This window comes from Cryobacterium sp. Y62 (assembly GCF_002929785.1).
GTDB lineage: Bacteria > Actinomycetota > Actinomycetes > Actinomycetales > Microbacteriaceae > Cryobacterium.
The window spans coordinates 50,832-69,535 of record NZ_PJJK01000107.1; the positions used below are offsets into that span (position 1 = coordinate 50,832).

Here is an 18,704-nt window from a genome sequence, read left to right on the forward strand (position 1 = left end):
AAAGCTGACTAGTCGGTGACGGCGCCGCCGAGGCGCAGACCGGTTTCAGCGTCGAACACGTGCAGGTGGTTCGGAGTAGCTGTGAGGTACACCGTCTCGCCGGCGTTCGGGTGCGAGCGGCCGTCGACGCGAGCGACGATGTCGGTGCGCTTGCCCTCGATCGTGGAGTGACCGTAGAGGTAGCCGTCGGCGCCGAGCTCTTCGACCAGATCGACCTCAATCTGCAGTCCGTCTCCGGCGGTCGACGACATCTGAATATCTTCCGGACGAATTCCCACGGTGACCTTCTTGCCGGTCGAGCCAGCGAGGGTGTCGCGCTGCACGGGGACGGTCGCGGTGCCGAACTTGATGCCACCGTCGACGGTGTCCGCGAGGAACAGGTTCATTGCGGGGCTGCCGATGAATCCGGCCACGAACACGTTCTGCGGCTTCGCGTACAGGTCGCGGGGCGAACCGACCTGCTGCAGGATGCCGTCCTTGAGTACCGCAATCCGGTCGCCCATGGTGAGCGCCTCGGTCTGGTCGTGGGTCACATAGACGGTCGTGACGCCGAGTCGACGCTGCAAGGAAGCGATCTGCGTACGCGTCTGCACACGCAGCTTGGCGTCGAGGTTGGAGAGCGGCTCATCCATCAGGAACACCTGCGGCTGACGCACGATCGCGCGGCCCATGGCGACGCGCTGACGCTGGCCACCGGAGAGGGCCTTCGGCTTGCGGCTGAGGTAGGGCTCCAGGTCGAGCAGCTTGGCGGCCTCGAGTACGCGGGCGGCACGCTCGTCCTTGTTGATTCCGGCGATCTTGAGCGCGAAGCCCATGTTCTCGGCGACCGTCATGTGCGGGTACAGCGCGTAGTTCTGAAAGACCATGGCGATGTCGCGGTCTTTCGGCGGAACATCCGTCACGTTGCGGTCGCCGATGAGGATGTTGCCGTCGTTGACCTCTTCGAGGCCGGCGAGCATACGCAGCGAGGTGGACTTTCCACAGCCGGACGGGCCGACCAGAACCAGGAATTCGCCATCGGCGACCTGCAGATCGAGCTGGTCAACAGCCGGTCGGGTGGAACCCGGGTAGAGCCGAGTTGCTTTGTCAAAGGTCACTGAAGCCATGATTATTACTCCTTCACCGGCAGGAACGTGCCGGACGATCCGTTGTGAATAGGATTTGTCCGCCGGGCGCCGAAGCACACGACGCTTTTATTATTACACGACGGATGTCCCGGTGCCGGTTATCGCCCGTCCGCCCCGTTTGGCCGATTCCCAGTCAGGGGATCTAATATTCCAAAGGTGCGCTGACGCGCGCGCTCACTTCTCGAAAGCGATCTTTATGACTATTGGCGGACCCAGCGACAGCAGTCCCTCAAAAAACCGACGCCGTGACGCGGCCCGCATCAAGGCCAAGCAGCTGCGCGTCAGCCAAAAGAAAAAGGACCGTCGAAACAAGGTCTTTCTGCAGGGCGGCATCGGCATCGCGGGCATCGCCATCGTTGTTCTCGTTGCCGTCATCATCGTCAATTCGATCAAACCGGCCGGTCCCGGCCCCAGGAACATGGCCAGCGATGGCGTCCTCATCGGCGAAGGCATGATCACGGCGCTCACCCCGGCGCTACAGCCCGATGCCGCCGTTCGGCCCTCCGAACCCGATCCCACCGGCGCCGTCGCCAACATTCGTGTCTATCTCGACTACCTCTGCCCGTTCTGCGGAGACTTCGAAGCCGCCAACAATGAGCAAATTGCCCAGTGGGTCGATTCCGGCGCCGCCACGATCGAGATTCATCCGGTGTCGATTCTGACGAGCAAGTCCGCCGGCACCAAGTATTCCCTGCGGGCGGCCAATGCGGCAGCCTGCGTCGCCAACTACTCGCCGGACGACTTCTTCGCCTTGAGCTCGGCCCTGTTCGTCGATCAGCCCGAAGAATCGGCGCCCGGCCGTAGCAACGATGAAATCAAGGCCGTCGTCAAGGATTCCGGCGTGAGCACCGCGCTCTCGAGCATCAACACCTGCATCGACGACGGAACCTTCGAGTCCTGGGTTCAGGCCGCCACAGACAGGTCCCTCGACGGACCGATTGCCAACTCGTCGATCAAGGCCATCACCGGCACCCCGACCGTTTTGGTCAACGGAAAGCCCTACACCGGCTCGCTCGACGACCCCAAGGAATTCGCCTCCTTCGTTCAGCAGGCCCTCGGCGAGACCTACTCGACCTCGACGCCGACCCCCACCCCGACCCCGGGCGGGTAGCTGCTAAGCGGATGCTGCTGCTCGAGCCGTCGCATCCGCTTCGCCCGGCCGATGGCGGCAAAGCCTCGAGAATCATTTAGGATGGTTATTCGAGGCCCTGGCCTCATGCCGGCCTGGCGCAATTGGTAGCGCACCACTCTTGTAAAGTGGGGGTTACGGGTTCAAGTCCCGTGGCCGGCCCCCTTACCCCCTCCTCCCGGCTGGGATGTAGGGGTTTTTCTGTGCCGCCACGGTCCCACAGCGCCGCCACGTACACTGACGGCTGGGGTTTTTTTCAGCGAATGCCCGCCGTAGAAACCTCGGGAGGGAACACACATGAGCCTGATCCGGCTGAACGATGTCAGCATCCGCTTTGAGAACACCCAGATTCTGCGGGAGGCATTCTTTCGCCTCGAACCCGGCGACCGGGTCGGCCTGATCGGCAAGAACGGCTCCGGCAAGTCCACCATTCTCAAGCTGATTCTCGACCAGGTCTCGCCGGACACCGGCGAGGTCACCCTCGAAGATGGCATTCGGGTTGGCTATTTCTCCCAGTTCTCCGAACTCAACGGCGAGCAGACCATCACCGAGGTGCTCGACGAACTGTTCGTTGCCGTGAAGGCGGTCGAGGCCGAGGTCGCCGCGATTGACGCGGCAATCGCGCTCGACTCGTCGGCCAGCGCTGAACTCGACCTGCTGATCGGGCGGCAGGGCGAGCTGTTCGAGGAGATGGACCGGCTGGACGGTTGGGACTACAAGCGGCACATCGACACCGCGTTGACCACCCTCGGATTCGATCAGGCGCACCGCGTCTGTGCGATCGATGAGCTCTCCGGCGGCTGGCGCAACCGGGCTGCCCTGGCCAAGATCGTGCTCGAAGCGCCCGACGTGCTGCTGCTCGACGAGCCCACCAACTTTCTCGACGTGGCCGGCGTGGAGTGGCTCGAAGCCTGGTTCAAGAGCTTCAAGGGTGCTGCCATCGTCGTCTCGCACGACCGTAAGTTTCTTGACGCTGTCGTCACCCGCATCATCGAGGTCGAGAACTTTCACCTACACGAATACCCCGGCAGCTTCGGCGAGTACATCGTGCAGAAGCAGTTTCGGCTTAAGACCCTCGAGGCACAGTTCGTGCACGAATCCGAGCTGCTCGCCTTCGAGGCCGAGGGCATCGCCGACGGCCGCGAGGCCGCTAAGGCCGAGAGCCGCCAGCTCGGCAACCAGCTCGCGCACATCAAGAAATCGCGCACACCGCGCCCGGTCGACCAGATCATCACCGAGATTTACGGCAACCTGCACGTCAAGGACGTCCTCTGCCGGGTCGACGGCCTGGCCAAGAGTTTCGGCGACAAGGTGCTGTTCGAAAACCTCAGTTTCGAGGTGCGCCGTGGCAACCGCATCGTCGTGCTTGGCAGCAACGGCAGCGGAAAGACGACCCTGCTGCGGGTGCTCACCGGCGAGGAGACGGCCGACCACGGTTCGGTCGCCTGGGCCAGCGGCGCCGGCGTTGTGTCGTACAACCAGATTCTCACCGAACTCGACGAAAATGACACTGTCAGTCATGCCGTCAACGCCATGCCCGGCAGCCTCGCCCTCACCGCGACCAAGAAATCGGTCAACCGTTTTCTGACTATGTTCCAGTTCAGCGAGGCCGACCTCAAGCAGAAGATTGGCAATCTCTCGGGCGGTCAGCGCGCCCGCGTCGCGATGGCGCAGTGCCTGCTCTCCGGAGCTTCGGTGCTGCTGCTCGACGAACCGACCAACCATCTGGACATGTCGAGCACTCAGGTGATGGAACGCGCCCTCGTGCACTTTCCCGGCGCTGTCGTGGTGGTCAGCCACGATCGCTTCTTCACTGACAAGATTGCCAACCGCCGCCTGGTCTTCGGCAGCGACGGTGCCGCCCCCGGCGAAATCGAGATGCGCGCCGCCTGACGCGCCGCGCCAGCGCCCTGCCCCCTGTTTCGATCGGGCCCGGAAACTGGGCCCATGATGAATCATGGCCCCAGCGACCTAGGGTTGGCTCCGGGCAGGTTGCAGTCCGGTCGGGCACTACCCGCACGCACCCATCTCGTAGTATTGCCAAGTGAACCCAGCCAACGCACAAACCCGAGCGGATGCTCCGACCGCGCCCGCGGCATCCGCTGTGCCGATCTGGCTGGCGCTCCTGTTTTCGGTGCTGATCGGGGCCATGTATGCCGTGCAATCGCGGGTGAATGGCGAACTGGGGCATCAAATCGGTGACGGATTCACCGCCGCCGTCATCTCCTTCGGCTCCGGGCTGGTCGTTCTCAGCCTCGGCCTCGTCGTCTTCCGTCGTGGACGCCGTGGCCTCCAACTCGTTGCCCGCGGTGTGAAAGCAAAGCACCTGTCCTGGTGGCACCTGTTCGGCGGCCTGGCCGGCGCCCTGTTCGTGCTGTCGCAGGGCCTCGTTGCCGCGCCACTTGGCATCGCCCTGTTCACCGTCGCAGTCGTGGCCGGCCAGACCGTGAGCGGCGTACTCATGGACCGGTTTGGCATCGGCCCGGGTGGGCGCCGACCGCTGCACGCCTCCAAAATCGTCGGCGCGGTGCTCGCTCTGGTCGCCGTCGCCTGCACGGTGAGCGGCGAATTGCGCGGAATCGACGCGCTCTGGCTGCTCGTGCTGCCCCTCGTGGCGGGCATCGCCCAGGGCTGGCAGCAGGCCGTGAACGGTCAGGTGCGGGTCACCGCGCAGAGCGCACTCACGGCAACTTTTCTGAACTTCCTCACCGGATCCGTCGCGCTCGTACTCGCGGCGTTCGTGCACGGTCTGCTGGTCGGTTTCGCCCTCGACCTGCCGGACAACCCGTGGCTCTACACCGGCGGACTCATCGGCTGCATCTTCATCGCCGGGGCTGCACTCGTCGTGCGCACCACCGGCGTACTCATGCTCGGCCTGTGCATCGTCGCCGGCCAGCTACTCTGCGCCCTCGCGCTGGATCTGTTCGCGCCCACCGCGGGGCATCCGCTCGGCGTGGCAACCCTGGCCGGAACCGCGCTCGCGCTGGTGGCCGTCGTCATCGCGGCGGTGCGCTGGCGTCGCCCCGGTCATGCCCGCGCATAACGGTAGTCCCTGAACGTGGTGTCCATCCCGCCTGGGCCCGAAGAGCGGGCCCATGATAGATCCTGGGCCCGGCGCTCCAAGGTGGGCCAGGGACGAAAACCGCAAGCCCGAACATCGCCTACAACACCCCCAGAAACTCCTCTGGATCAATCGACAGCCGCACGCCCGGCTTCGACTCCTCGGGAATTCCCCCAACGTAGAGCCAGCCGAGCAGCTCTTCCCCGTCGGCAAGGCGATGCAGCACCCGCACCGGCGCCGATCGAACCAGTGGCCCGGTGCGCCACATCGCCCCCCAGCCAGCGTTTTCGAGCAGCAGCGTGAGCAGGTGCGCGACGCCCGCAGCCGCCGCATCCTGTTCCCAGCCAGCAACCTTCCAGTTCGCCTGCCGCGATGCGACGATCGCGATCAGCAGCGGTGCGCGCAGCGGCTTGCCGGCCAGCTTGATCGCCTCGAGCCCTTCACAAGCGGATGCCGCCACAAACGCCGCTCCGAGCCGCTCCCGAGCGTCACCGCGCAACTCGAGCAGCCGCCACGGACGCAACGCGCCATGATCGGCCACCCGCGCGGACGCCGCCACGAGCGGAAGTAACTCCGCCCGGCTGGGGGCGAACGCCGTCACCCTGGAGTGACTGCGCCGTTCAGCGACAGCTTTGAAGACCGCCGCGGTATCCGCTGTGGAACCGGTCGTGTCCGGGCCGGGAACACCAGAACTCGCTCCGACCGAACCTGCCACTTCCGGGTTGGCAACCGCCTCCGTCGTCGACACCGCGTTACTCGGCGGGCGTGAAGCTCAGCGACAGCGAATTCATGCAGTACCGGTCGCCGGTCGGGGTACCAAAACCGTCGGGAAAAACGTGGCCGAGGTGCGAGCCACACTTCGCGCAGCGCACCTCGGTGCGCACGCTTCCCATGGAGCGGTCCTCGAGCAGTTCGACCGCTTCGGGCCGAACCGACTCGTAAAAGCTCGGCCAGCCGCAGTCGGAATCGAACTTGGTGCCACTTTGAAACAGCTCGGCGTTGCAGGCACCACAGGTGTAGAGGCCAGCCCGACCCTCGTCGAGCAGCTCGCCGGTGCCGGGGCGCTCGGTGCCGGCTTCGCGTAGTACCGCAAACTTCTCCGCGCCCAATTCGGAGCGCCATTCGCTGTCTGATTTCTTGATTGCGTAGTCCATGTTCAGATCCCTTCGTTCCGGCGACCGGGCACTGGCCGCGTCTACTAAGCCTAAACTCGCTTGGCCTCGCGCGCATTCCACACGGCGTGTCCCAGCGCGGCAGGGCGTGCCGGAGGTAACATTCAGCCGCCCGCAAATAGGATGAGTCTGACGGACAGCCAACAGGGGGAGGGACGCAGCAATGAGTGAACACGCCCCGACAACCGAGTTGAGCGAACGCGACCAGGCCGTGCTCGCCTTCGAACGGCAATGGTGGCGGCACGTCGGCGCCAAGGAGGAGGCCATCCGGGCCACCTTCAGCCTGTCGACCGCCCGGTACTATCAATTATTGGGCGCACTGGTTGACTCGCCGTTGGCGTTGGCCTTTGATCCCATGCTGGTGAAACGATTGCAGCGGATGCGTTCCGTCCGATCCGAGGCACGCGCCAGTCGTTCGCTGCCCACCCGCGACTAGGCACCCACCCGCTTTTCGGCCAGCACGGAGCCTTGCGCTTCAGCTCGATTCCGGCCCGGCCGGCCAACCAAGGATTCCACTACCATGGCGCAAAAATTTGCGAAAGACCGTTTCGACACCCACCCGCACGCCCTCGACCGAGTAGGTGCCCATCGCGCCCCGGGCAAGAGGGGTCGCGGCTGGATTGGATTCTGGTGGGCGCTGGGAGTCACCGTGCTGTTGATTGCCATCGGTGCTGTCGGTATCCTCGCGATTAATAATAACCTCGACTTCTCCAGCATTCCCGGGCTGCCCGCGAGCAGTGCAACTACGCCGCCAACAGCGACCGGCGTCCCCACGGCTGTTGCTACCGTCGACCCGGCGCAGACCATCAACGTGCTCAACGGGTCCGCGAACGACGGCGTCGCAGCATCCGTCAGTGACACTCTCACCGCCGCGGGCTGGGTGGTCAGTGCCACGGGGAACGCCAGTACCGACACGGAGGCGACCACGGTGATCTACTACGCCGATGCGAGCCAGGAAGGCGCCGCCCGCGGTGTCGCTGCCTCGCTTCCGGGAGCGCAGATCGTGGTCTCCACGAATTTCGTCGATTCCGGCGCCAGCATGACCGTCGTCGTCGGCAACGACTACGTTTCACCAGTTGGCTGAGCGAAACGCGAAAGCTGTGTTCTTAGTGGCCATGATTTGATTCGTCAAGCCCCTATTCTTCTGCTCCGATTTCAGTAATATCCGTTCTGGTCACACATTTTGTTCGGGCAATACCCGCCCGGATCAAGAAAGCTCGCCCAAGGAAACTTGCACCAGTAGGTAACTTGCAACAGACATCTTGTTCTCGGGGATTTGCTGCTCGCACAGAATGAACGCAATCTCTGCGGCACGGCCCGGAACAGCCAATGGGCCGTTGCCGTTGATAACTGAGCAAGGAGTAACACATGGCGAACGGAACCGTAAAATGGTTCAACGCTGAAAAGGGTTTCGGCTTCATCACCGTCGACGGCGGAGGGCAAGACGTCTTCGTCCACTACTCCGCCATTGACATGAGCGGGTACAAGGTTCTCGAAGAAGGCCAGCAGGTCGTCTTTGAGGTTGGTGCCGGAGCGAAAGGCCCTCAGGCTGAATCGGTTCGACCGGCCTAACCCGCCTCGCATTTCACACTAACGCCGCCCGCTGCAACGGGCGGCGTTAGTGTTTACCGGTGACTATGAAAAATACGGCCCGTACCGCTCGACCGCTTCAGGCCGCGGGGCTGCTCGCCCTCGTATTACCGGCACTGCTCCTGAGCGCGTGCACCGGCAGTACCCCGACCCCCTCCTCGGCACCGACCAGCACGGCTTGGACCTCTGACTATGTCGCCCCGGCGGCGACCGAGATCGCACCGCTGACCGGGCAGAGCGTCGAAGGCGGCTCGTTGGCCCACCCGTCACTGGCAGCCAAGATTGACAACCACGTTGCGGCCCGGCCGCAGGTTGCCATCGACCGCACCGACCTCGTGTTCGAAGAACTGGTCGAGGGCGGCATCACCCGCTATGTCGCGGTCTGGCAGTCGAGTATTCCCGATCAGCTCGGCCCGGTGCGGTCGATCCGGCCGATGGACCCTGACATTATTGCGCCGTTCGGCGGTCTGGTCGCCTATTCCGGTGGCCAGCAGCGATTCGTCGACGCGATGAACGTGACTGGCCAGATCAGTGCCATCTTCGACTATGACACGACCGGCTTGTTCTCGCGGTCTTCCGCTACGTCGGCCCCGCACAACGTGATCCTCGCCGCGTCGGAATTCGTCAACCGCAATGCCTCCGTCACCCCGCCCGCCCAGCAGTACGCCTACGCAGCCACCCTCGCCGCGGCATCCGCTTCTACGGACGGCACGCCGATTTCGGTGATCAACACCCAGTTCTCCAACTCCAGCGCCCGCAGCTGGACCTGGAACGCCGAGGCGGCCGCCTACCTGCGCGCTCAGGACGGTGTGCCCGACCTGACCCCCGAGGGTGCCCAACTCAAGGCCACCAACGTGGTCGTGTTGCGGGTCGATGTGACCGTCTCCAACAGTATCCCCAAGACCGAGTTGATCGCCTCCGGTGAAGCGTCGATCTCGTCCGGTGGCAAGACCCTAGCGGCCACCTGGAGCAAGGATGCCCAGACCTCACCGATCCGCTTCATCGACGGCAACGGCGTGACAATTCGGCTGGCACCGGGCAATACCTGGTTCCAGTTGGTGCCCAACGGTACCGGCTCAGCCGATCTCGTTCCCTGACAGCTGCAGACAGCCCGACATCACCCCGGATGCTCGCTTGCACTCTCGACCCCAGAGTGCCAGAATCGATCTAGCACTCTCGTCATCTGAGTGCTAACCCCATCATCGTTTGGAACGTCCGGGAGGGACGAGTTACACATATGGCAAAAATCATTGCATTCAATGAAGAGGCCCGTCGTGGGCTTGAGCGCGGCCTGAACATTCTGGCCGACACCGTCAAGGTCACCCTCGGCCCGCGCGGCCGCAACGTCGTTCTGGAGAAGAAGTGGGGCGCCCCCACGATCACCAACGACGGTGTGTCCATCGCCAAGGAGATCGAACTCGACGACCCGTACGAGAAGATCGGTGCCGAGCTCGTCAAAGAGGTCGCCAAGAAGACGGATGACGTAGCCGGCGACGGAACGACCACCGCCACTGTCCTCGCTCAGGCCCTGGTTCGCGAAGGCCTGCGCAACGTCGCAGCCGGCGCCGATCCGATCAGCCTAAAGCGCGGCATCGAGAAGGCCACGGCAGCTGTCATTGCCGAGCTCATCGCCAGCGCCAAGGAAATCGAAACCAAGGAAGAGATCGCGGCCACGGCTTCCATCTCTGCCGGCGACACCGAAATTGGCGCGATCATTGCCGAGGCCATCGACAAGGTCGGCAAGGAAGGTGTTGTCACCGTTGAGGAGTCGAACACCTTCGGCACCGAACTCGAGCTCACCGAGGGCATGCGCTTCGACAAGGGCTTCCTGTCGGCGTACTTCGTCACCGACCCCGACCGTCAGGAAGCGGTCTTCGAAGACCCCTACATCCTGATCGTCAACTCCAAGGTCTCCAACATCAAGGACCTGCTCCCCATCGTGGACAAGGTCATCCAGACCGGTAAGCAGCTCCTCATCATCGCGGAAGACGTCGACGGCGAGGCCTTGGCCACGCTCGTTGTGAACAAGATCCGTGGCATCTTCAAGTCCGTCGCCGTCAAGGCGCCGGGCTTCGGGGACCGTCGCAAGGCTCAGCTGCAGGACATCGCCATTCTCACCGGTGGACAGGTCATCTCGGAAGAGGTTGGCCTCAAGCTCGAGAACGTCACGCTCGACCTGCTTGGTAACGCCCGCAAGGTCGTCATCACCAAGGACGAGACCACGATCGTTGAGGGTGCCGGCGACGTCGAAGCTATCGCCGGTCGCGTTTCGCAGATCCGCGCCGAGATCGAGAACACCGACAGCGACTACGACCGCGAGAAGCTCCAGGAGCGCCTCGCCAAGCTTGCTGGCGGCGTTGCTGTCATCAAGGCCGGAGCCGCAACGGAGGTTGAGCTCAAGGAGCGCAAGCACCGCATCGAAGATGCAGTGCGCAACGCCAAGGCTGCCGTTGAAGAGGGCATCGTCGCCGGTGGTGGCGTTGCACTCATCCAGGCTGGCAAGACCGCGTTCGAGAGCCAGGCAGTTCTCGCTCTCGTCGGCGACGAGGCAACGGGCGCGAACATCGTGCGCGTCGCCATCGATGCTCCGCTCAAGCAGATCGCTCTCAACGCGGGTATGGAGCCCGGTGTTGTCGCCGATAAGGTGCGCAACCTGCCCGTTGGATGGGGCCTTAATGCCGCCACCGGCGAGTACGTCGACATGATCGCTGCCGGTATCAATGACCCGGTGAAGGTCACCCGCTCCGCGCTGCTCAACGCCGCGTCGATTGCCGGACTGTTCCTCACCACCGAGGCCGTCGTTGCTGACAAGCCCGAGAAGAACTCGGCTCCGGCCGGCGACCCCTCGGGTGGCATGGACTTCTAAGTCCCCGCCAGCTAGCACCACAAAAGAGTGGGCGCCTCCTTGGGGAGGCGCCCACTCTTTTTACGTCGTGCTTTGGTCAGTGGGTGGGCGCGCGTCCTTGGGGAGGCGCGCACTCTTTTTACGTCGTGCTTTGGTCAGTGGGTGGGCGCGCGTCCTTGGGGAGGCGCGCCCACCTTTGTGTCTGTTCCGTGTTTTAGCGGATGCTGCGGGCCGACTTCACCAGGTCGGCACAGCGTTCGCCGATCATCATCGTGGTGATGTTCGGGTTTACGGTAACGAGAACCGGCATGACCGACGCATCGGCGACGCGCAGGCCGGTAACTCCCTTGACCCGCAGCTCGGAGTCGAGCGGCGCGAGCGAATCGTCGACGGCGCCCATCCGCACGGTTCCGGCGGGGTGGTAGACCGTGTTGTGGGTCTTTTCGATGTACGAGGTGATTTCGGCATCCGTTTGCACAGTGACGCCCGGATACAGCTCCTCGCCAGCCCACTCGGCCATGGCCGGCTGGCCCACGATCTCCCGGGCCTTGCGAATTCCCGCGACCATAACGCGCATGTCGTGCGGGTCGGTGAAGTAGCGCGGATCCACCATAGGCTTGTCGCGGTAGTCGCTCGAGCGCAGTTTGACCGTGCCGCGGGAGCGTGCCCGAGTGACGTTCGGGGTCAGGCAGAACCCGTTCTCCGTCGTCGGGTAACCCTGACGGGCGGTGTGCATGTCGAAGGGAACCGAACCGTAGTGGAACATGAGGTCGGGGCGGTCGAGGCCCTCCTCGGTGGTCGTGAAGATGCCGGCTTCCCACCACTGAGTGCTAGTCTCGGGCATTGGCTGCTTCGCCTCCCACTGAATCACACCCTCTGGATGGTCCTGCAGGTTCTCGCCGACGCCGGGGGAGTCCGCAACTACCTCGATGCCGAACTCCTTCAACTGCGCTGACGGACCGACGCCGGAGAGCATGAGCAGCTTGGGTGAATCGATGGCGCCGGCCGAGAGGATGACCTCGGCGCGGGTGGTGAGGTAGTGAGTCTTGCCGCCGGGAGCATCGACGACCTGCACGCCGGTGCAGCGCTTGCTCTCGTCGAAAGTGAGTTTGCGGGCCCGCATTCCGGTGAGCAGGGTGAAGTTGGCACGATCCCGAATCGGGTGAATATAAGAAACGGATGACGACGCGCGCGTTCCGTCCGCCTGCCGGTTGATCTGGAAGAAGTTCGCCCCGTTCACAACGGTTGTGCCGGAGTTGAACGTGGTGCGCGGGATTCCGGTCTGCTCGCAGGCATCGAGGAGGGCCACGCCGCAAGGGTCGGTGGCCGGCACGTTCATCAGGTGCACCGGGCCGGCCTGGCCGTGGTGCGGCGCCTGGTCTTCGTTGGTTTCCAGGCGCTGGAACAGCGGGAAGGTATTAGCGGCGTCCCAGCCTGTGGCGTCGTAGAAAGTGGCCCAGTCGTTCAGATCTTCGGCCGGTGCCCAGAAGGCGATGCAGGAGTTGTGACTGGAGCAGCCGCCGAGCACCTTGGCACGGGCGTGGCGCATGAACGAGTTGCCGTGCTCCTGCGGCTCGATCGGGTAGTCCCAGTCGTAGCCGCTCTCAAGCAACTCCATCCAGCGGTCGAGCTGGAGGATGACATCGATGCCACGGTCGTCGGGGCCGGCTTCCACGAGGGCCACCTCGAGCGTGGGGTCCTCGCTCAGCCGCGCGGCAACAGCGGCCCCGGCGGAGCCGCCGCCGATCACGATGTAGTCGAATTCGGTTTGAGTCAGTGCGGTCATCGGTGGTCCTAACGTGCGGCGAACCAGCCGGTGACGGCCGGTGCGGTGTTCTGGTAGATGTGCTTGGTTTCCTGGTACTCGCCGAGGCCCATCGGGCCGAGCTCGCGGCCAACGCCGGACTGACCGTAGCCGCCCCACTCCGCCTGCGGCAGATAGGGGTGAAAATCATTGATCCAGATGGTTCCGTGCCGGAGGGCCTTGGCCATGCGCTGGGCCTTGCCGGCGTCCTGGGTCCAGACCGCTCCGGCCAGGCCGTAGACGGTGTCATTGGCGATGCGCACGGCCTCGGCTTCGGTCTCGAAGGTTTCAATCGTCACTACCGGGCCGAAAGCCTCGTCGATCACGACGGACATGCCGCCCGACACCTGGTCGAGCACGGTCGGCGTGTAATAGAAGCCCTCCTCGAGGTCGCCCTCGCCCCAGGTTCCGCCGCAGCGCAGGCGAGCGCCCTCTGCGATGCCCTTCGCGACGTAGGCGGTGACCTTGTCGCGGTGCGCGGCGCTGATCAGTGGCCCGGTTTCGGCGTCGGGATCAAACGGTCCGCCGAGGCGAATTTGGTTGGCCCGGCGCACCAGTTCGTCGACGAATTTCTCAGCAATGGATGCCTCTACCACGATGCGCGCGCCGGCCGAGCAGACCTGCCCCGAGTGTACGAACGCGCCATTGAGCGCGTTGTCCACGGCGGCGTCGAAGTCGGCGTCAGCGAAGATCACGTTGGGATTCTTACCACCGAGTTCGAGGGCGACCTTCTTGACTGTTCCAGCGGCGGCCGCGGCGATCTTCCGACCGGTCTCGAGGCCGCCGGTGAACGAGACCAGGTCGACATCGGGGTGGCTGGACAGCGGTTCGCCGGCCACAGCACCGGCACCGAGCACGAGGTTGGCGACGCCGGCCGGCAGGCCGAGATCGTCGAGCAGCACCATCATGAGCATGCTGGTGTGTGGGGTGAGCTCGCTCGGCTTGAGCACGAAGCTGTTGCCGGCGGCGAGGGCCGGGGCGATCTTCCAGGCGGCCTGCAACAGTGGGTAGTTCCACGGCGCGATCAGGCCGCAAACCCCGACGGGCTCGTGCACGATGCGGCTGACGACGTTTTCATCGCCGGCGTCGACGATGCGCCCGCTGTCCTGCCCGGCAATCTTGCCGAAGTAGGCGAAGCAGTTCGCGATGTCGTCCATGTCGATTTCACTCTCAACCAGGCGTTTGCCGGTGTCGAGCGTTTCGGCGTGGGCGAACTCGGCCCGGCGCACGCGCAGTTCAGCGGCGACGCGCAGCAGAAAATCACCGCGTTCGGGCGCCGGAACGCTGCTCCACAGGCCGCTGTCGAAAGCGGTGCGGGCCGCGCGGATCGCAGCGTGGACATCCGCTGTGGTCGCCTCGCTGACCGTGCCGACCAAGCTCTGATCGGCCGGGCAGTGGATTTCGCGGGTGCCCGCGTCGCTCGCGGGCAGCCAGGCGCCGCTGATGAACAGCGTCGCCGGTGCGGCAGTATCGATCGGTGTGTTCATTGCTTGACCTCGTCCGATTCAAAATCGGTTTCCCAATTGTCCTTAGCCACCTGGTCCTCGGCGAGGGCGGTGTTTCCCGGCTCTGCCCGGTTGAGATGCAGAAAGTCGAGGTGGGTTTCGTAATGATCGAGCACGTCAGTGATGACCTGCTCCTTGCTGTAGCCCATGAGGTCGTAGCCGTGGCTGCCCTCGAGGGAGAAAACCTCCATGCGGTAATACTTGCCGCTGGCGCTCGCCGAACGCACCGCATAGGTCGGAGTGTCGGATTGCACGGGGTAGATTTGGTATTTGAACCCGCGTTCGTCGCCCATCGATACGTTGAGGTCGAGGTGCGGAATCTGCAGGCCGTCGACCACGCCCTGCGACAGGATCACTTCTGCACCCTGCGTCACGAGCTCGTCACGCACTTCCTGCAGGGCGGGCAGGGCCACGCTCGACACGAAGCGTTCGGCCTGGCGTGGACCGGGGTAGCTCATGGCGCGGGTCAACCGCTGACGCCAGTTGCGCGCCCTGGCCGGGTCGGTACTGCGGCCGGACAGCAGACCGGGCAGACTCGCCCGGTAACTGTCGGTAAGCGATTGCTCAAGCCGAAGCGCGCGATACAGCCCGAGCATGACGAGCAGCAGTACCGCCGAGAAGGGCAGTCCCATGATGATCGTGGCATTTTGCAGGGTCGGGATGCCGCCCACCAGCATCATTGCCAGGGTCAGCACGCCGGTGGTTACCGCCCAAAAGATGCGCAGCCACTTCGGACCGTCGGACTCGGAGTCCTTGAGATGCGAGGTGAAATTGGCCATCACGAGGGCGCCGGAGTCGGCGCTCGTGACATAGAACAGCAGTCCGGTGAAGGTGGCGATCGCGGCGGTGGCCGGTGCGAACGGGAACTCGGCCAGGAGTGAGTAAAACGCACGCTCCGGCGAATTCATGGCGACCTCACCGAAGCCGGCATCACCGCCGATCACAATAGCGAGGGCGCTGTTGCCGAACACGGCGATCCAGATCAGGATGAACGCGAACGGCACGATCATGGTGCCTGCGACGAACTCGCGGATGGTGCGGCCGCGGCTGATGCGGGCCAGGAACAGCCCGACGAACGGTGCCCAGGCGATCCACCAGGCCCAGAAGAACAGGGTCCACGAGTTGAGCCATTCATCGGGCCGGTCATAGGCGAAGGTATTAAGGGTCATAGCCGGGAACCGGCTCAGGGTGTCACCGATGTTGAGGACGATGGCGTCGAGCAGGAAGCTCGTATTGCCGGCGATCAGAACGAACAGCATGAGACCAACGCTCAGCAGAACGTTCAGCTCGGACAGTCGACGGATGCCCTTCTCAACCCCGGAGACGACCGAGATCGTGGCCATGACCACGCTCAGGGCGATGAGCGAGGCCTGCACGAGAAGCGTCTCCGGCGCTCCGAACATAAAGGTGAGGCCGTAGTTGAGCTGGGCGACGCCGATGCCGAGACTCGTGGCGATGCCGAAAATGGTGCCGAGGATCGCCGCGATGTCGACCACGTCGCCGATCGGGCCGCGGATCTTCTTGCCGAAGATCGGGTACAGCGCTGAACGGATGCTCAGCGGCAGGTTTTGCCGGTAGGCGAAGTAGCCGAGGGCCAGTCCCATGAGGGCGTAGAGGGCCCAGCCGGTGAGGCCGTAGTGGAACAGGGTCCAGACCATGGCCTGGCGGGCGGCCTCAACGGAGCTGCCGTCGCCGGTGGGCGGGGCGAGGTACTGGGTGACGGGTTCGGAGACCGAGAAGAACATGAGGTCGATGCCGATTCCGGCGGCGAATAGCATGGCGGTCCAGGTGAACAAGCTAAATTGCGGCCTGGAGTGGTCTGGCCCGAGGCGGGTCTTGCCGACGCGGGCCAGGGCGACGACGATGACGAAGACCAGCACGACGGTGACGATTAGAAAGTAGTACCAGCCGAGGTTGACCGACACCCAGCCGACGACGGCGGCAATGACGTCGCTCGCGTTGTTGGGCGCGAGGATCGCCCAGAGGGCGATGGCAATGATGCCGGAGGCTGAACCGAAAAAGACCGTTTTGTTCACCCGGGTCTTGTTCTCCGGGGGGAGGCCAGGCGGTCCGGTCGATGGTTCGGTAGCGGGAATGTGGGCAGAGAAAGTCATCTCATCCTTGGTACTCGGTGTGATGTCTCGATGGCGCCGACCGCGTGTTCGCGGCATGGCTGTCCGAGTGGCCGCGGTGGCGGCGCAAGCGCATCTGTCAGTCTAGCAACCGAAAATCCGCGTCTTTCCGGGCTTTTTTGGGCTGCGGTCGTGCTATCCCGCGCGGGATAACACACTCCGACCGGGTACGAATCGTCTACCGTGCGAACAGCCGGGTGTTGGCCTGCTCGGTCTCGGCGTACTGTTGTCCGGCCAGGCTCAGCGCCTGGTTGAGCAGGGTCAGGCTCTCTTCCAGCTGCTGGTGCATGCCGCGCCACTCGGCGAAAGCCCCCTGGAACGCAGCCGATGCCTGGCCGGTCCAGAACCCTTCGAGACTCGTGAGCTGGGCGTTGAGTTCGGCCACATCAGCCTGCACCTGCCCGATCGTGCCGCGTGCGGTGTTGGCGGTGCTCTGCACCGCATCGCTGTCGACCTGAAAGCTCGTCATGGTGTGCCTTCCTGCTACTCAAACATGAATGTTGGTGACCATGAGCGTAGAAGGAGAGCGTGCAGCATCCGCTGCCCGGCAACCAATTTGTGAACGGATGCCGCCTGCCGCGGCCTGTGCAGGAGGGCGGTTACGGGATGACGGGCTGGGTGTGCAGCGGCGCGCTCGGCGTGCCGGCGAGGGGGAGCGAGATGCGGAAGGTGGCGCCGCCGCCGGGGGTGTCGACGACGTCGACGGTACCGTTGTGGCTTGCGACGATGGCGGCGACGATGGCGAGGCCGAGGCCGCTGCCACCGGTTTCGCGGGCGCGGCTGGAGTCGGCGCGCCAGAAGCGCTGGAAGATCTTCTCGCGAATCTGTGGTGGGATGCCTTCGCCGTGGTCGACGATGGCGATCGATGCCCGCAGGGTGCGCGGGTCGACCACGACCTCGAGTTCGATCGGGCTGTCCGGTGCGGTGAACCGCATCGCATTGCCCATCAAGTTGGTGATGACCTGGCGAATCTTGTTCTCTTCGGCCATCACCACGGGCGGCAGCTGGGGTACGACGGGCAACACCGTCAGGCCGGCATCGGGAAGCGCTGCGGTTGTACGGCGCGGTTTGCGGGTGCGCAGCCGGGCCAGGGTGGCGCCGGCGAAGGCGATGGCACCGGTCGGAGTGCTCGATCCGGACGGCCGGGTAATCGTGCCGGTGGTGATGCTTTCTGTTCCATCGCTGTCGATCTCGCCGGAATCACCATCGCGGTGCTCGTGGTCGTGGTCAGCGTCAAGATCGCGACCGGGCGACCCGGGTGCCGGCGGGGGAGTGAGCACCGTCACCTGGCGGCCCGGTGAGCTGGCCATGGCATCGAGGGCGGCGTCGCGCGCCAGCGGAACGAGGTCGACCCGGGTGAGCGCGAGCGGCTTGGTCTCGTCGAGGCGGGCGAGTTCAAGCAAATCCTCGACCAGACCACCCATGCGAATGGCCTCTTTTTCGATGCGTTCCATGGCCTGGGCGACATCTTCGGGGGTCTGCAGGGCGCCCATACGATACAGCTCGGCGTAGCCGCGCACCGAAACCAGGGGGGTGCGCAGTTCGTGGCTGGCGTCGCCAACGAAGCGGCGCATTTGGTCGATGGTGCGGGCGCGGTCTTTAAAGGCTCGGTCGATGCGGCTGAGCATGATGTTGAGCGATCGGTTGAGGCGCCCGACCTCGGTGTTCGGGGTGGCGCCGCCGAGCCTCTGGCTGAAGTCACCGTCGGCGATCGCCGCGGCGGTCTGCTCGGCCTCGCGGAGCGGAACGAAGGTGGTGGTGACGAGTACGCGGGTGAGCATGGCTCCGATAAGCACGACTCCAGCGCCGAAGCCCAGGAAGATCGTGAGGTAGGTAGCCATGGTGTTCTCGGTCGGCCGCAACGACACCGCCATGACGAGGGTGCCGTAGGTGCCGGTCGGGCTGATCACCACGGGTACCATAATCGCGTGAAACTCGGTGGCGTGGGCGGCGTCCCACAGGGTTTGAATCTGTCCGTCGAGCTGCGATACCCGTTTCAGGTCGAGCGGCATGCCGATAACCGGCAGCTCGGCGTGGTCGCGTTCCTGCCAGGTGCGGGTTATCAGAGCGCCGTCCTGGTCGTACAGAGCTACGAAGTAGTCCGAGGCGACTCCCTCGGTGTCACCCTGGGAGAACACGCTCGACGAGTATCCGCTGAGCGCGGTTTGCGTGTCGACCTGCAGCTGCGTGTCGACCTGAGTCACTACATATTGCTTGAGCATGGCCATGGTGCCGATTCCGGAAACAAGCAGGCCGAGCGTGAGCATCAACACCGTGACACCGGTGATCTTGGAACGGAGGGAGATGCTGCTCCACCGCCTGGACAGGGTTTCGTGCAT

The 18,704-nt window shown here is 64.3% G+C and carries 16 protein-coding genes and 1 tRNA gene; 9 read left to right on the forward strand and 8 right to left on the reverse strand.

From position 1 onward, the window contains the following. Nucleotides 1-8: 8 nt before the first annotated feature. A complete protein-coding gene (locus CXY71_RS10450; RefSeq protein ID WP_104135558.1) occupies nt 9-1,106 on the reverse strand; it encodes an ABC transporter ATP-binding protein in 1,098 nt (365 codons plus the stop codon). Nucleotides 1,107-1,323: 217 nt separating this feature from the next. On the opposite strand from CXY71_RS10450, the gene CXY71_RS10455 reads away from it, so the two are divergent. The 4 genes from CXY71_RS10455 to CXY71_RS10470 all read left to right on the forward strand — a co-directional run bounded on the left by CXY71_RS10455 (nt 1,324) and on the right by CXY71_RS10470 (nt 5,299). Next, the gene (locus CXY71_RS10455; RefSeq protein WP_104135559.1) at nt 1,324-2,238 is read left to right on the forward strand and encodes a thioredoxin domain-containing protein; all 915 of its coding nucleotides are present in this window, start codon (nt 1,324-1,326) and stop codon (nt 2,236-2,238) included. Nucleotides 2,239-2,345: 107 nt separating this feature from the next. Further along, nucleotides 2,346-2,418: transfer RNA gene (locus tag CXY71_RS10460), tRNA-Thr, on the forward strand. Nucleotides 2,419-2,553: 135 nt separating this feature from the next. Further along, a complete protein-coding gene (locus CXY71_RS10465) occupies nt 2,554-4,149 on the forward strand; it encodes an ABC-F family ATP-binding cassette domain-containing protein (protein WP_104135560.1) in 1,596 nt (531 codons plus the stop codon). A 151-nt stretch (nt 4,150-4,300) separates the two neighbouring features. Further along, nucleotides 4,301-5,299 (forward strand): DMT family transporter, encoded by a 999-nt coding sequence (locus tag CXY71_RS10470; protein ID WP_233198251.1) that lies wholly within the window; start codon nt 4,301-4,303, stop codon nt 5,297-5,299. 118 nt (nt 5,300-5,417) lie between these two features. Here CXY71_RS10470 and CXY71_RS10475 read toward each other — a convergent pair whose 3' ends face one another. Together CXY71_RS10475 and msrB are read right to left on the reverse strand one after the other, a co-directional pair. Then, the gene (locus tag CXY71_RS10475) at nt 5,418-6,065 is read right to left on the reverse strand and encodes a nitroreductase family protein (protein WP_233198250.1); all 648 of its coding nucleotides are present in this window, start codon (nt 6,063-6,065) and stop codon (nt 5,418-5,420) included. Nucleotides 6,066-6,069: 4 nt separating this feature from the next. After that, entirely contained in the window at nt 6,070-6,471 is a 402-nt protein-coding gene (gene msrB / locus CXY71_RS10480) for a peptide-methionine (R)-S-oxide reductase MsrB (protein ID WP_104135561.1), read from the reverse strand. Between the two features lie 181 nt (nt 6,472-6,652). Between msrB and CXY71_RS10485 the strand changes: the two genes are divergently transcribed. The 5 genes from CXY71_RS10485 to groL all read left to right on the forward strand — a co-directional run bounded on the left by CXY71_RS10485 (nt 6,653) and on the right by groL (nt 10,945). Continuing rightward, entirely contained in the window at nt 6,653-6,925 is a 273-nt protein-coding gene (locus CXY71_RS10485) for a DUF3263 domain-containing protein (protein ID WP_104135562.1), read from the forward strand. Nucleotides 6,926-7,009: 84 nt separating this feature from the next. Further along, nucleotides 7,010-7,573 (forward strand): LytR C-terminal domain-containing protein, encoded by a 564-nt coding sequence (locus CXY71_RS10490; RefSeq protein ID WP_104135563.1) that lies wholly within the window; start codon nt 7,010-7,012, stop codon nt 7,571-7,573. A gap of 284 nt (nt 7,574-7,857) precedes the next feature. Next, complete coding sequence (locus tag CXY71_RS10495) at nt 7,858-8,061, forward strand: cold-shock protein (protein WP_035834941.1); 204 nt, start codon at nt 7,858-7,860, stop codon at nt 8,059-8,061. Between the two features lie 65 nt (nt 8,062-8,126). Further along, nucleotides 8,127-9,176, forward strand: a complete 1,050-nt coding sequence (locus CXY71_RS10500) for a DUF3048 domain-containing protein (RefSeq protein ID WP_104135564.1) — start codon at nt 8,127-8,129, stop codon at nt 9,174-9,176. Between the two features lie 140 nt (nt 9,177-9,316). After that, entirely contained in the window at nt 9,317-10,945 is a 1,629-nt protein-coding gene (gene groL / locus CXY71_RS10505; protein WP_104135565.1) for a chaperonin GroEL, read from the forward strand. Nucleotides 10,946-11,138: 193 nt separating this feature from the next. Here groL and CXY71_RS10510 read toward each other — a convergent pair whose 3' ends face one another. The 5 genes from CXY71_RS10510 to CXY71_RS10530 form a co-directional block, all read right to left on the reverse strand. Further along, the gene (locus CXY71_RS10510) at nt 11,139-12,710 is read right to left on the reverse strand and encodes a GMC family oxidoreductase (RefSeq protein ID WP_104135566.1); all 1,572 of its coding nucleotides are present in this window, start codon (nt 12,708-12,710) and stop codon (nt 11,139-11,141) included. Nucleotides 12,711-12,718: 8 nt separating this feature from the next. Beyond that, on the reverse strand, nt 12,719-14,215 hold the full coding sequence (locus CXY71_RS10515; protein ID WP_104135567.1) for an aldehyde dehydrogenase family protein: 1,497 nt from the start codon (nt 14,213-14,215) through the stop codon (nt 12,719-12,721). Further along, nucleotides 14,212-16,347: a choline BCCT transporter BetT gene (gene betT / locus CXY71_RS10520; protein ID WP_104135568.1), complete on the reverse strand. Its 2,136-nt coding sequence runs from the start codon at nt 16,345-16,347 to the stop codon at nt 14,212-14,214. Before betT ends, CXY71_RS10515 begins: the two co-directional genes overlap by 4 nt. Before the next feature lie 196 nt (nt 16,348-16,543). Continuing rightward, on the reverse strand, nt 16,544-16,834 hold the full coding sequence (locus CXY71_RS10525; protein ID WP_104135569.1) for a WXG100 family type VII secretion target: 291 nt from the start codon (nt 16,832-16,834) through the stop codon (nt 16,544-16,546). A 130-nt stretch (nt 16,835-16,964) separates the two neighbouring features. Next, nucleotides 16,965-18,704 carry a HAMP domain-containing sensor histidine kinase gene (locus CXY71_RS10530; protein WP_104135570.1) on the reverse strand — a complete coding sequence of 580 codons (1,740 nt, stop codon included), beginning with the start codon at nt 18,702-18,704 and terminating at the stop codon, nt 16,965-16,967.